Raw genomic sequence first — 14,469 nt, forward strand, 5'->3', positions numbered from 1 at the left:
ATATCCCAATGGCTACCTGGAACAAAAGTAGCTAAAAATATACCTGTAACAGAAAGAATCATTTTTGCAGTCGACAATTTCGTTCTTTCATTAAACACTTTTGAAAGGATTTAAAATACTAGAAAAAAGCAGTGAATTGGAAGCGTTACAAAAATTCCATTTAAGTATATCAGTCGTCACGAATGATATTTCACCCAACCTTTTTGAGGAAAATTCAAGTAATAATACGCAAAAAATCCTTGCACCGTGCAAGGATTTTTTCGCTTTTTTGGATCGTTACCCTAAAACTTTTTTTATGCGTTCAATTGCCCAATCTAATTCTTCTTCACTGATAATTAGTGGAGGAGCAAAACGAATGACTGTATCATGCGTCTCTTTACATAATAAGCCTTCTTCTTTTAATGCCTCACAATATTTACGTGCAGGTTCCGTAAGTTCAACACCAATAAATAAGCCGCGACCACGAATTACTTTGATAAGAGGGTTATTGATTTCTTTTAATTTATCCACAAAATATTCACCAAGCTTAAGTGAGCGATCTGCAAGGTTTTCCTCAACTAGGACATTCATGGATGCAATGGAGACCGCACATGCCATCGGATTCCCGCCAAAAGTTGAGCCATGTGAACCAGGATTGAATACGCCAAGCACACTTTTGTTCGCAACTACGCAAGAAATTGGGAATACTCCCCCGCCAAGCGCCTTTCCTAAAATGTACATATCCGGTTCTACATCTTCCCATTCACATGCAAACATCTTACCCGAACGCGCAAGACCAGCTTGGATTTCATCTGCAATAAATAAAACATTGTTTTCTTTACAAGCCTCATAAGCCTTTTTCATGAATCCTTCAGGGGGAATGATAATTCCTGCTTCACCTTGAATTGGCTCAATTAAGAAGGCAGCCGTGTTTTCGGTAATCGCATTCTTCAACGCTTCAAGATCGCCGTAAGGGATTAGCTTAATGCCTGGAAGCATTGGGCCGAATCCGCGTTTGTATTCTTCCTCCGAAGAAAGGGAAACAGCTGTCATAGTACGGCCGTGGAAGTTGCCCACACAAGCAATGATTTCTGCTTGGTTATCCGCTACTCCTTTTACTTCATATGCCCAGCGGCGCGCAGCTTTGATCGCTGTTTCAACTGCTTCTGCCCCTGTGTTCATCGGAAGAGCCATTTCTTTATTTGTTAATTTACAGATCATTTCATACCATGGGCCAAGCTGGTCATTATGGAACGCACGAGAAGTTAATGTTACACGGTCAGCCTGATCTTTTAATGCCTGAATAATCTTAGGATGGCGATGCCCCTGGTTAACTGCAGAATAGGCGCTTAACATATCCATGTATTTATTTCCCTCAGGATCCTCTACCCATACACCTTCTGCTTTCGAAATTACGATCGGCAGCGGGTGATAGTTATTAGCACCGTACTTTTCAGTCTGTTCAATTAATGAATTGGATTTAGTCATTTCAGTCTTCATTATATATTCCTCCTACTTCCGGGTTAATCTCCCTTATTGTAACGTAAGCGCCAATAATTTAAACCCCCGGAGATTTTTTGATATTTATTTAACTTGCAAGAAGTATGCCATTTTTCAAAAAATGAATAAATATAGTTTTTTAATTTGGATCTTTTCACAAACTTTGTTGCTTTTAAATACGATCAATCAATTTGAAAAGGTGAAAAGTTTCACCAATAGAGCTTCATGAGGACCGAAATCCACTCAAAAAAGGAAAAACGGGTCTCACGAAGGCGTTATGAGGGCCAAATTCTACTCGCAAAAGGAAAAATAGTCCTCATGAAGGCGTCATGAGGACCAAATTCTACTCGAAAACAGAAAAACGAGCCTCATAATGGCCTCATGAGGACCAAATTCTACTCAAAAACAGAAAAACGAGCCTCATGAAGGCGTTATGAGGACCAAATTCTACTCGAAAACAGAAAAACGAGCCTCATAAAGGCCTCATGAGGACCAAATTCTACTCAAAAACAGAAAAACGAGCCTCATAATGGCGTCACGAGGACCAAATTCTACTCAAAAACAGAAAAACGAGCCTCATAAAGGCGTTATGAGGACCAAATTCTACTCAAAAAGAGAAAAACGAGCCTCATAATGGCGTCATGAGGGCCAAATTCTACTCGAAAACAGAAAAACGAGCCTCATAAAGGCGTTATGAGGACCAAATTCTACTCAAAAAAGAGAAAAACGATCCTCATAATGGGGGGATGAGGATCGAAAAATCATTTGGTGCTATGAAGTAACAATCTATTAGAAATGAGCCTTTAATTTTTACACGCAAATAATATTTGCCTTTTAATCGTTTTATTTTTCAGAAGAGCAAAATTTAATTGCACCTCAGTATTCATCTGTATACACTTAAGGGAAGAATCAAATAAGGAGCATGTGTATGCACAAGAAAGAAATCGCTCAGCTTCAGTTGAAAAATGAGATTTTCCAGCAAATCCTTAAAGAAATCGATATTGGCGTCCATGTCATCGATCATGAAGGGAAAACCATCATCTATAATAAAAAAATGGCTGAAATCGAGGGAATGGAGTTTGAAGATGTTCTCGATAAAGACCTCTTAGACGTTTTTTCTTTTCACACGAATGAAGATAGTACACTTATTAAGGCCCTGGCAAAAGGGGACGAGATCAAAAATGCCAAACAAACCTATTTTAATAATAAGGGCCAGGAAATCACAACAATTAACAATACATTTCCGATTACGGAAGATGGCGTCCGCATTGGAGCGATGGAAATTGCCCGCGACGTGACAAAATTAGAAAAACTCATTCGCGAGAATATGAATAAAAAAGGGGATACCCGCTTTACATTCGACAGTATTATTGGGAGCAGCAGCCAGCTTAAGGATGTTATCGAAGCCAGCAAACGTGCAACCCGTACGAGCTCTTCAGTTCTGATCATCGGGGATACAGGCACAGGAAAAGAACTATTTGCCCAGAGTATTCATAATGGCAGCAGCCGCACGTCAAAACCATTCATCTCGCAAAATTGTGCTGCCATGCCTGATAGCTTAATCGAAGGATTGCTTTTCGGAACAAAAAAAGGGGCATTTACTGGTGCGATAGAGCGGCCGGGGCTTTTTGAACAGGCAGAAGGCGGCACATTGCTGCTCGATGAACTTAATTCGCTTAATCCCGCTCTCCAGGCGAAGCTTTTACGAGTATTGCAAGAAAAATCCGTCCGGCGAATTGGTGATACGAAGGATCGAAAGGTGGATGTCAGATTTATCGCGACGATAAATGAAGACCCTATCGATGCGATTTCCGAGGGCAGACTCCGCAAGGATTTATATTACCGGCTAAGTGTCGTTTCTCTGTTCATTCCTCCGTTAAAAGAAAGAAAAAAAGATATTAAAGATCTTGTACAATATTTCATTGTGAAATATAACCAATTATTCGGGATGGGTGTTAAAGGAATGGATGAGGGTGTTCTCGATAAGTTTGAACAATATGAGTGGCCCGGAAATGTCCGTGAATTAGAGCATGTTGTTGAGGGAGCAATGAACTTAATTGATCATGAGGAGGTAATTGACTATTCCCATTTGCCGATTCATTTCCGAAATAAGCCGCAATTCAAGTCGGAAGAAATTATATCGGACGGAATTGAGAATCACCTACATATTGTAAAAGGCTGCCAAATCAAACCTTTGGATCAATATATTGAAGAAACAGAAGTATATTATTTACAAAAAATATTAAAACATCATCATCATAATATAACCAAAGCCGCAAAATCCCTTGGCATGAGCCGGCAAAACCTTCAATATCGTCTCAAGAAATATCAGATCAGCAGACAGAATTGATATAGTAATTATAAGTTTTATGAGAAGAACTTATCCCCCGCCTGCTCAATGGGGGATATATTTGGATTTTCGCTGATATATTAAATTTCCGTTGATCATACTAAATTTTTCTATAATATAAGTTTCCACTAATCTTTTTCCCATATATTTTTACTAATTTTATATTTATGCTTATCCTATCGTTTAATCATTTTGACCAGTGTTTCTAGCCTATTTCTTCTTTCTGCACGTGCTTGAATGGCCTGATCAATGGTCACTGCAATAAAGTGGCATTTCGAAGATGGTCTTGATTGAGCAATTCGATCTAAATCCTGGCTGATGACGGTGCCAATTGTGACAAAGCCTCCACCTGTCGTTGCATCATTTTGTAAAACAATTAGTTCTTCCTCGTTTGGAAACATAATCGAGCCAATGGGGTATGCGAAATCAACAACATTTGAAAAACTGTTTCCTGCACCGAATGGCGGGTGTTGCCCAGTTAATGACACCCTTGCACCTGTATATCGATAGGCAACTCGATTAGATTCGTGCGAAACCGTCCATTCCGAATTGAGGAATGTTTTCAACCCGTGGTCACTCATTAAGTAACCAGATAACCCCATCGTGACGCGTATTTCCTGAAAATGATTAAAGGACGGGACAAATTCTAATGGAATTGATTTTCCAATCTGTTTTGAAGCCCCTGGCAATGGTTCATTTATCTGAAGCTTATCGCCTGCAGCCAACTTTCTGCCATGGAAACCCCCAATCTGGCTTAGTTCATAAGTAGACTTGCTACCCAAGACATCCTGAACCTTGACTCCTCCAGAGATACACAGATAACTTTTTACCCCTTTCTGGCAAGCTTTTATCGTTAGAATATCTCCCTCTTTTACCTGGCGTGATACCCAGAAAGGTAACGGTTTATTATTTAAGTATGCTTCCATTGGTGCACCTGTTAAGACAATAATTAAATTTCTATGAAACTCAAACGTTCCCCCTATTAAGGTCATCTCAAGCGCCGCAAATTCAACCGGGTTCCCTACAAGAAGATTTCCAATCATAAATGAATATTTATCAGCTGCTCCTGAGGGTGGCACGCCCAGATGATACTTTCCGAAACGTCCCATGTCCTGTACCGTTGTCCATAACCCAGGCTCCTTAATTTCAATCATTTAAAAGTCCCCCATTAGCTCATGGATGTATTTTTTACCTTTTTCAACATATTCAAGTGGAGAAAGGTCAATATCTTTCGTTTTATAACGATACTTTCCAGCTCTTACGTCACTTGTAATCTCATTATATTGGGATTCATTAATAGGACGATATTTCCAAATATCTCCTGGCCTAGCCAAAAAAGAAGTCTCTTGTAGTTCTTCTAAATGATTTGTTCGCTCTACTACAGAGATGGCAGATCGGCCAATTAACTGATAGCTTCCTGGCCCATTGACAGGATAAATCACGTTGAATGCTCCGCCAATCCCAATGCTTCTTTCGGGCGTATCTATTCGGGGACTATTGTATTTCGGTGCTTGAATAATTTCATCTGGCTGCAAGCCGAGCGGAAAATGCCAGGCCGTACCTGGGAGAAACCCGACCATCGTGATTAAATAGGGTGTCTCTGAATGAGATTGTATGAATGATTCTTTATCTATAAATCCATTTAATTTCATTACATACTCGAAATTAGTTAAGTCAGGTTCGGGGTGTCTATTCTTAAAGCGGCGGGAATATTCTCTCGTCACAGGGTCATCATACCAAGCAGGAATTTCTACGATGCGAACGGATAAATTCAACTCTGCTGGATCGCTTTTCGTTAAATCAATTTTTTTTATATAATCGAGTAAATCTCTCGCTGCGATGATGTCCGGATTATAACGAACTAAATAGGACGCATTAGATGAAACAATATCAGTAATACCTGGGATCTCCCTTTTTCTTAGTTCCTCTGTGACCGCAAGCGCTTTAAAATTACTTTCAACTCTCATATCACGGGAAATTTCTGCATATATGTATTCATCGCCGCCGAAATTAAATTTAGTTTCAGGTAAATTAAACAATAGAAGTCACCCCCTTTATTATTTCAGCTTTTTCATCCGCCTGCTGATTGTAGCTGGACTAACACCTAGTATTTTAGATAATTTATCGGCCGTTCGATAGGTTTGCATCCCTCGTTCAATTAGTTGGGTTTCTAATTCTTCTACGGCTTCCTTAAGTGGCATCAGTTCTAAAACATACAGTTGTTTTTTCTTTCTTTGTACTTCTCCGTAAATAAATTTCAATGCATGCTCCCGTTGAATCCATTCATCTTCGGTCAATAAGATTAATCGCTCCACAATATTTTGGAGTTCCCTTACATTTCCCGGCCATGAATACGTCTCAAAAACTTCAATTGCTTCTGGGGTAAAACTTTTCTTGATTTCATACATTTGCTTAAATTGCTCCAAAAAATAAATAGACAAAGGAAGGATATCTTCTTTTCGCTCACGTAATGATGGAATTCGAAAAGGTATAACATATAATCGATAGAATAAATCCTCCCTAAATTCTCCTCGATTCACCATCTCTCGTAAATCTTTATTCGTTGCCGTTATGATCCGAACATCGATAGAAATTGGATGAACTCCGCCAATTCTAGTCACTTCCCTTTCCTGCAGCACTCGCAATAGCTTCACCTGCATATTTAAAGGAAGTTCGCCTATTTCATCGAGAAAAAGCGTTCCATTATGAGCAATCTCAAATAAGCCTGCTTTTCCACTTTTGTCCGCTCCCGTAAATGAACCTTTCTCATAACCAAACAATTCACTTTCAATGAGTGTTTCTGGAATAGCACCACAGTTAATTCGGACAAACTGCTGCTTACTTCGAGGACTGGCTGAATGAATTTGATGAGCGAATACTTCTTTCCCAACACCAGATTCGCCTTCGAGTAATATGGTTGAATTAAATTGAGCAACTCGTTTTATCTCTGCTACTAACCGCTCTATTTTTTTCGAACGGTAAACAAGCTGTTTTTCTTTATTGTTTATATCATCACGTTCTTGCAATGAATGGTTGAAACCTTCGTCAGAATGATTTGGAATGGAGGAATTTTCCTGGGTTATGTCCCTTGAAAGTACAACTACTTTTTCTAACTTCCCTTCGTGATAAACAGGGGTTGCGACAGACCAGACTCTCCTATTCCCCATTGAATCCTGAATGGCCGTAACCTTTTTCTTCTGTTTCTGACATAATTCAAAAACATTAGGCTGAAAAATGTTTTTTTTCGTATATTCGCTTATATGTTTACCAATAATTTGTTCGGGCCTATCCACTTTCCAAAAATGACTAAGGAACATACCCGCTACACGAATAATTTTACCATTTTCGTCAATGACCAGTATTTGCTCCTGGGAAGAGGCATATACCGCTTGTAAATCCGAGTTCAGATTACGAACAAAATCTAATTCTTGCACGGATTCTTCGAAATCTTCTCGTAAGAAAAAAATATGTATAAGGCCAGTTATTTTCCCATCAATTCTTAGGGGATAAAAATTTCCAATTATATGTTTAAAATTAAAGGAAGAGTTCACACTTACAAGTGTTTCCCCATTCATGACTCTATCAAGATTCTTATTGAAATTTAATAGTGTTTTAAAATTTCGAAACAGCAAAAACGAACTTGGGAAACCTAAAATATTCTCTGCCGTTTCATTCATATATTCAATTTTGTAATCGATATTTGTTCGGATAATCCCTACTCCAGCTCCATGCAAAAGTAGATTTAAATCCTTCAATTTCAGTTCACTAATTTTATGCTGCGCCTGCTCAATTGTAGTGTAGCCGATGACTTCTCCATTATCATTTTTCCCGATAATAAGTGAAACGTTATGGAAAAATTCCACATGCGAAGACTGTGGTACTTGTAAAATATCATTTTTATAACTAATCAGCTGCGTTAAATCTTCCTTCTGCGTAATTTGATTCATTAGAAGCTCTATTGTACAATAGCCAATTAATGATCCCTTATCCTTCACAAATACAATATCTGTGTTATGATCTGCTAATTTTTGAACGACCGCTCCTACAGTGCTATGTATATCAACGAAGACAGAAATCGGTTTAAGAATATCTTGCCAAATAATCAAGTTAGCCGATCCCTCCTATAAAAAAAACCTCATTTTTACTTATTATAATTTTTCTAACAATGAATAGGTATACAAAAATTTTAAAAAATAGAAATATTCCTATTTTTTAGTATATTGTTTCGCCTTTTCATATGCATCTGGGGTATCAATATCAAACAAAATACCCTCGTCCTCCACTATAAGATGTATGCGATGTGCGATTTTATCCATTACTTTCCTTGCACCATGGTCACCCTGAAGTTGTGTAAATAGGTTTTTATCCATATGCCCAAAAAAGACCGGATGCCCCGGTGCCCCATGATACTTAGGTTGAATAATAAAACTCTCCTCGTATTCTAGTAACATTTCGTTACCTAATTGAAAAATGGACTGAACGGTTCTTTCTGAAATAAAAGGCAGATCGCCAAGAAAAACCATTACGCCAGCGTGATGCTTTCTAATGTTTGAAATTCCCATTTTTAATGAAGAACTTTGACCCACTAAGTAATCCTTATTCACGATCCAGCGAAAGCGAGGATCATCAATTGTAATGGCTTTTTGTATATTGGATGCTTCATAGCCGATTACAGCAATTATTTCAGAAAATCCCCCCGCTATTACACTTCGAATTACATGTTCTAAAAGCGGTCGCCCATTTAATAAAAGCAATTGCTTTGATTTTCCCATCCTAGTAGATGTACCAGCAGCAAGAATGATTGAACATATTGATGAACTCATTCTGTTCCCTCTCATACTGGCGTTTTTGAGTTCGCTGCATGATGAATAAATTCAGACCCTTGTAAGAATCCTCCCGTATGGCCACTTTTTTTCGCGATTACTTCCGCTAGAATGCTGATAGCTATTTCTTCGGATGAAACTGCGCCAATGTCTAGACCAATCGGGCTGTACATTCTTTCCAGTTCTTTGACACTAAAGAAGATTCCTTCATCTTCAAGCGCTTTCAGCATACGGTCACGGCGAGAGCGCGGACCAAGAACACCGATATAGGGAGATGAGGAACGCAATACGAATTTTAATGTTTCCTTATCTTTCTCTATGTGGTGATTCATTACAACGATATAGGTTCGGCGGCCAATCTTAATGTTCTCATGAAAGTCACTCGTATTCACAATAAGCCTGTTTGTTCCTGGAAACCGTTGCTCGCTATTATAAAATTCTCTTTGGTCAACAACTGTTGTTTTAAACCCTAGAGAAACCGCATATTTTGCCACCGGGATTGCATCATGACCTGCACCAAAAATCATCAATTCGGCTGGTGGAAAATACACATCAATGAAAACATTAATTTCTTTTCCATCTGGGAGTGTAAATGTACGTGTTTCAGACTTCGGGTTTGTTTCATTCAATTTTCTCCTCGCAATTTCCGTCACACGTAAATTGATTTCCTCATCGCCAAGATCACCGATCGAAACGTTTTCTCTAGAAATAAATAGACGCACTGGTTCATTTCCAGCCTGCGATTGATCTAGTTGCAGGATGGTCGCCATCACACTCTCCTGCTCTTCTTTGAAACTCCTTATCCATGCATCAAATGGTGATAGGTTACTCATTTTATCCCTCCATCTTTTTTCAGGTCTATCTAGTCACTGGTTCGACAGGTTCTATGTAAATTTTTACAGTACCAGGACAACCGAGTCCAAGTCCCCAGACAAGATCCTCATCAAGATCATACGTCTTTAAAATTGGCTGTCCGGATTCAATCACGGATTTTGCAATTTCAGCGACATCCCCCTCAAGGCAGCCTCCAGAAATCATCCCAATAATGTTTTCTTCCTCATCAACAAGCATTTTCGACCCTTCTCGACGATAAGCGGAACCACCAACACTCACTACCGTAGCTAATGCAGATCTTCGACCTGATTTTCGTGTTCGATCCATCGCTTCAAAAATTAATTCATTATCAGTCATATCCTTTACCTCCTAAAATTCAAAAGAAATAAGAGGCCTTGCTACTGAAAGAAGGGCCCCTATTCTTACTAACCAAATTCACCTTGGCGTATTTGTGCCCAGATTTTTACCTTAGCTTGCTCGATAAATTCCTTTCAAAAATCTGAGGCATCAGCCAGAGGCTTAACCTTTATTCAGCATCCTTTAATAAAATACCGATTTTAACGCACGCTCTGTATACACCTTACATAAGTTTTCTCGATAATTTTCAGAAGCGAATAGATCACTTGCCATTTCACCATCTTCTGCCGCCAATTTGGCTGCTTCCTTAATCACGGTTTCAGATAGCTTTTGCCCTAAAAGCTTTTCTTCTACAGAAGTTGCCCGATAAGCGACATCCCCTACACCAGTAACGCCGATTCTAATGTAATCAATCACATCTTGTTCCCCTACTCCCGCAACTACCGCAACACCAATAACTGGATACCCTGACGCCGGATGATAAAATTTGAGGTACGTTGATTTTGTATGGGCTGGTGGAATCGCAAATGAAATGTTTGTCAAAACACTATTTTCAGGCAACATAGTAATTAGTGGTCCAATAATAAAGCTATCGATATTCATCGTTTCTGGACCTTCTTCTCCTTGAATGGCTATTTCAGCATCAAGAACAAAAGCAGCAGCTGGCAAATCAGCAGCTGGATCAGCGTGAGCAATATTCCCGCCAATGGTGCCTCGATTGCGGACTTGTAAGTCTCCAATTTGGCGGACAGTTTCAGATAGCACCGGAAGATATTTTTTTACAATTGGATCATTCGCAACTTGGTGATGGGTTGTCAATGCCCCGATAACGATTCGATCCCCTTCTTTTCGAACGCCGCTCAGTTCTGTAATACAACTAATATCAATCAATGTGCCAGGCTCCGATAATCTGAATTTTAAAAGCGGAACTAAGCTGTGACCGCCAGCAATCAGCTTTCCTTCGCCGTTATTCTGCTTTAATTTTTGGATCGCCTCGTCAATAGAATTTACGCGAACATAATCAAATTTAGAAGGTATCAAATCACTTGCCCTCGCTTTCTGAAATGGCCTGCCATACTTTTTGAGGTGTGAGCGGCATTTCAATATCTTTAATCCCATATGGCTCTAACGCATCCATCACGGCATTCATAATCGCTGGAATGGATGCCGTTGTTCCTGTTTCCCCTACACCCTTTGCGCCAAGCGGATTAACAGGAGATAAGGTTTCTGTAAACGCTGTTTCGATTTTAGGGAAGAAACGTGCTTTTGGCATGGCGTAATCCATAAATGTACCGGATAAAAGCTGTCCCTCTTCGCTGTAAACAGCACCTTCCCATAGTGCCTGGCCTACTCCTTGAGCAATCCCCCCATGGACCTGACCTTCTGCTGTCATTGGATTGATAACTCGACCAACATCATCGACGGCCACATAACGATTGATGGTAATTTCCCCTGTGTCTTTATCAACTTCAACAACCGCAATATGTGTGCCAAACGGATACACAAAATTTTCAGGGTCAAAAAAGGATTGGCCTTCAAGCGATGGTTCAAGTCCCGGAGGCAAGTTCCATGCCATATTTGCAGACTTTGCCACTTCCTGAAAAGTGCGTTTCTGTTCTTGAGCCCCTTCCACATAAAAGATCCCATTCTCAAATGTTAAATCTTCTACAGCTACTTCAAGTTCATGAGCAGCAATTTTCTTTGCTTTTTCGATGACACGATCACATGCGATCGATACAGCCGCTCCCCCTACAGCCGTTGAGCGAGAACCGTATGTCCCCCACCCCATGGAAACAGATTTTGTATCGCTGAATACAAATTCAATATCATCCATTGGAACCCCCAGCTTCTCCGCAACAATTTGACCAAACGTTGTCGCATGTCCCTGGCCATGAGGGGATGTTCCAGAAAAGACAGTAACCTTTCCAGAAGGATGAACCCTGACTGTAGAGTTTTCCCATACACCACCTTGGAATCCGATGGCCCCAGCCACTGCTGATGGCCCAAAACCGCAAAGTTCCACATATGTGGAGAACCCGATTCCAATTAATTTCCCCTGCTTGCGCAATTCTTCCTGTGTTTCCCGCAGCTTTTGATAATCGACGATTTCCAATGCTTTTTTCAACGGCTTTTCATAATCGCCGCTGTCATATACGAGTCCCTGCGCATTTGTGTAAGGAAACTCTTCTTTTTGCGCAAAGTTTTTCCTTCTCAGTTCAACTGGGTCCATCCCAATTTCTCTTGCAAATAAATCAATTACTCGTTCAATCTGATAGGTTGCTTCAGGTTTACCTGCACCGCGATAGGCATCAGTTGGTGTTGTATTTGTATACACGCCAAACGTTTCGCAAGAAGCATACGGAATCTTGTATGGACCTGTTAGCATCAAACCAAAGTCAATCGTCGGGACCCCAGGGCCCATCGTTGATAAATATGCGCCCATATTCGCTGTATTTTTCACACGAATAGCACTCAGCGTCCCATCCCTTTTTCCAAATAACTCTACATCAATGATTTCATCGCGCCCATGATTCGATGCAATAAAATGCTCGTTTCGTTCCTCAATCCATTTCACAGGACGCCCTAAATCACGCGCTGCATAACCAACAAGTGCTTCATCAGGATAAACGCCGATTTTGCCGCCAAAACCGCCACCCATATCTGGAGCAATAACGCGCAATTTCGCTTCTGATATGCTAAGCACTTCAGATACAACCATCCGATGAATATGAGGATTTTGGGAAGTACACCATAGAGTTAGTTCCCCGCTTCCAGGATTATACTGCCCAACTGCTGCGCGTGTCTCCATTGGGCTAGGGGCTACCCTTTGTACATTAAAGCATTGCCGAATAGCCACTTCCGCATTTTCGCAAACCTCATCCGGTACCGCTCCCGCCATCCAATGGAAGGCAATATTATTCTCGATATCATCATGCACAAGAGGCGCATGATCTTGCATGGACTTTTTCTGCCCGATAGCCGGAAGAAGCGTTTCATATTCTACATCGATTAGATACATGGCATCACGAACAGCATAGCGCTCTTCTGCAATGACAAGCGCGACACCATCTCCGACATACCTCACTCGATCAATCGCTAGCGGATATTGAGGCGCTTCTTTCAGATTAGCGCCAGGAACAAGCCACGATGAAGGTACTGGGCCAATTTTTCCTTCTAGATCTTTTCCTGTATAAATAGCAATTACTCCAGGTGACTTTAACGCTTCTTCCACATTGATGCTCTTAATTACTGCATGTGCATGCGGGCTTCGCAAAATTGCTGCGTGCAGCATCCCTGGTAATTGAATGTCATCTGAAAAGTAACCGTTCCCCGTTATTAGCTTAGGATCTTCTTTTCTCTTCAACCGAGCACCTACAATATTCGTCATTATGAGCGCTCCTCCCCTACTAATTGCATTTCCGATTCTGCCATTAGCTTCGCTGCGTGTTTGACAGCATCAACGATAAATTGATAGCCTGTACAACGACAAATCACACCTTCAAGACCGACACGGATTTCCTCGTCACTAGGATTTGGGTTTTCTTTTAAAAGGCCAACCATTGCAATCATGACACCAGGTGTACAGTAACCGCATTGCAGTCCGTGTTTTTCCCAAAAGCTTTGCTGGATCGGGTGCAGGTTATCAATTGTGCCGAGGCCTTCTACTGTAGTAATTTCTGTCTCATCCGCTTGCACAGCAAGCATCGTGCATGATTTCACTACTTCACCATTCACCATAATCGAACAAGCTCCGCACTGACTTGTATCACAGCCAATATGCGTACCCGTCAAACCGAGATCATCACGAATATAGTGCACGAGCAGAGTACGAGGCTCTACTTCAGCACTTCTTTCTTTTCCGTTGATTTTTACTTTCACTTTTACATTTTCAATTGCCATATACCGCACCTCCTAAATGATTTCTTGATAATGCTAGACTAGTTGTTTTGCCTCTTTTTCAACATCTTTAAAAAACTGACCTAATATAACTTTTGCAACTCCACCCATGACCCGTTGTCCGACAGACGCTAGAATACCAGTCACTTTTACTTCTGCACGACATGTAAGTTTCGTTCCATTCTCTGTTTCCGATAAACCCATTTCAGCATTCGCATCGATCTCACCTGGCCTGCCTTTACCAGTAACGAGCAGACGGTAATATTCTGGTTCCTTCAGATCAACTTGGCGAACGCTCCCGGTAAAGACCCCTTTTACTGGACCAATATTGATGCCGAGCTCTGACTCAAAAACATTGTCTCCCACTTCAATAAATGACTTACAACCTGGTAATGATCTTTTTAACACCTCCTTATCCTGAATTGTTTTCCACAGCACTTCTCTGGAGATGTTCTCGAAAGTATATGAATACTCAATATTCAAGGTAAAACTCCTCCTTGTTGGAACTTTTTTTATCTCAACTGAAACATGTATGATTCATTAATATCGCAATTACTATTTTCATTTAAACTATTGTTTAGAGATAACAGAGGGTTTTTATGAAACTAGTAAAATGAAATTTGGGTAATTTATCCAATCGCATTTTTACGATAAACATTACATTGTTCTAAATTTTCTATAAACAGTAAATATTCAGATTAATTATAGCAGACTTATTTTCAAATTTGT

At 40.3% G+C, this 14,469-nt stretch carries 12 protein-coding genes; 1 reads left to right on the forward strand and 11 read right to left on the reverse strand.

Annotated features, from left to right (window positions below):
- Positions 1–276: 276 nt before the first annotated feature.
- The gene (locus tag BGM26_RS17375) at positions 277–1,467 is read right to left on the reverse strand and encodes an ornithine--oxo-acid transaminase (RefSeq protein WP_217041791.1); all 1,191 of its coding nucleotides are present in this window, start codon (positions 1,465–1,467) and stop codon (positions 277–279) included.
- Between the two features lie 940 nt (positions 1,468–2,407).
- Here BGM26_RS17375 and BGM26_RS17380 point away from each other — a divergent pair.
- A complete protein-coding gene (locus tag BGM26_RS17380) occupies positions 2,408–3,829 on the forward strand; it encodes a sigma-54 interaction domain-containing protein (protein ID WP_217041437.1) in 1,422 nt (473 codons plus the stop codon).
- Positions 3,830–4,005: 176 nt separating this feature from the next.
- On the opposite strand, the gene BGM26_RS17385 is transcribed toward BGM26_RS17380, so the two are convergent.
- From BGM26_RS17385 to BGM26_RS17430, 10 genes are all read right to left on the reverse strand, one after another.
- Positions 4,006–4,983 carry a 5-oxoprolinase subunit C family protein gene (locus tag BGM26_RS17385; protein ID WP_217041439.1) on the reverse strand — a complete coding sequence of 326 codons (978 nt, stop codon included), beginning with the start codon at positions 4,981–4,983 and terminating at the stop codon, positions 4,006–4,008.
- A complete protein-coding gene (locus tag BGM26_RS17390; protein WP_217041444.1) occupies positions 4,984–5,868 on the reverse strand; it encodes a 5-oxoprolinase subunit B family protein in 885 nt (294 codons plus the stop codon). It abuts the gene before it with no gap.
- An 18-nt stretch (positions 5,869–5,886) separates the two neighbouring features.
- Entirely contained in the window at positions 5,887–7,935 is a 2,049-nt protein-coding gene (locus BGM26_RS17395) for a sigma 54-interacting transcriptional regulator (protein ID WP_217041446.1), read from the reverse strand.
- A 99-nt stretch (positions 7,936–8,034) separates the two neighbouring features.
- The gene (locus BGM26_RS17400; protein ID WP_217041450.1) at positions 8,035–8,652 is read right to left on the reverse strand and encodes a nucleotidyltransferase family protein; all 618 of its coding nucleotides are present in this window, start codon (positions 8,650–8,652) and stop codon (positions 8,035–8,037) included.
- 11 nt (positions 8,653–8,663) lie between these two features.
- A complete protein-coding gene (locus BGM26_RS17405) occupies positions 8,664–9,485 on the reverse strand; it encodes an XdhC family protein (RefSeq protein WP_217041451.1) in 822 nt (273 codons plus the stop codon).
- Between the two features lie 25 nt (positions 9,486–9,510).
- Positions 9,511–9,843, reverse strand: a complete 333-nt coding sequence (locus tag BGM26_RS17410) for an XdhC family protein (RefSeq protein WP_217041453.1) — start codon at positions 9,841–9,843, stop codon at positions 9,511–9,513.
- A 183-nt stretch (positions 9,844–10,026) separates the two neighbouring features.
- Entirely contained in the window at positions 10,027–10,884 is an 858-nt protein-coding gene (locus BGM26_RS17415; protein ID WP_217041456.1) for an FAD binding domain-containing protein, read from the reverse strand.
- Between the two features lies 1 nt (position 10,885).
- Positions 10,886–13,231 (reverse strand): xanthine dehydrogenase family protein molybdopterin-binding subunit, encoded by a 2,346-nt coding sequence (locus tag BGM26_RS17420; protein WP_217041459.1) that lies wholly within the window; start codon positions 13,229–13,231, stop codon positions 10,886–10,888.
- Positions 13,231–13,743, reverse strand: a complete 513-nt coding sequence (locus tag BGM26_RS17425) for a (2Fe-2S)-binding protein (protein ID WP_217041461.1) — start codon at positions 13,741–13,743, stop codon at positions 13,231–13,233. Before BGM26_RS17425 ends, BGM26_RS17420 begins: the two co-directional genes overlap by 1 nt.
- Positions 13,744–13,776: 33 nt before the next feature.
- Positions 13,777–14,223, reverse strand: a complete 447-nt coding sequence (locus BGM26_RS17430) for an SRPBCC family protein (protein WP_217041464.1) — start codon at positions 14,221–14,223, stop codon at positions 13,777–13,779.
- Positions 14,224–14,469 lie beyond the last annotated feature (246 nt).

The sequence above is a fragment of the Bacillus sp. FJAT-29790 genome (genome assembly GCF_019039215.1).
GTDB lineage: Bacteria > Bacillota > Bacilli > Bacillales > Cytobacillaceae > Cytobacillus.

Bases quoted from the DNA above. Each gene is read 5' to 3' on its own strand.
- BGM26_RS17375 (WP_217041791.1), bottom strand. From the start codon at position 1,467: ATGACTAAATCCAATTCATTAATTGAACAGACTGAAAAGTACGGTGCT.
- BGM26_RS17405 (WP_217041451.1), bottom strand. From the start codon at position 9,485: ATGAGTAACCTATCACCATTTGATGCATGGATAAGGAGTTTCAAAGAA.
- BGM26_RS17400 (WP_217041450.1), bottom strand. From the start codon at position 8,652: ATGAGTTCATCAATATGTTCAATCATTCTTGCTGCTGGTACATCTACT.
- BGM26_RS17410 (WP_217041453.1), bottom strand. From the start codon at position 9,843: ATGACTGATAATGAATTAATTTTTGAAGCGATGGATCGAACACGAAAA.
- BGM26_RS17420 (WP_217041459.1), bottom strand. From the start codon at position 13,231: ATGACGAATATTGTAGGTGCTCGGTTGAAGAGAAAAGAAGATCCTAAG.
- BGM26_RS17380 (WP_217041437.1), top strand. From the start codon at position 2,408: ATGCACAAGAAAGAAATCGCTCAGCTTCAGTTGAAAAATGAGATTTTC.
- BGM26_RS17385 (WP_217041439.1), bottom strand. From the start codon at position 4,983: ATGATTGAAATTAAGGAGCCTGGGTTATGGACAACGGTACAGGACATG.
- BGM26_RS17425 (WP_217041461.1), bottom strand. From the start codon at position 13,743: ATGGCAATTGAAAATGTAAAAGTGAAAGTAAAAATCAACGGAAAAGAA.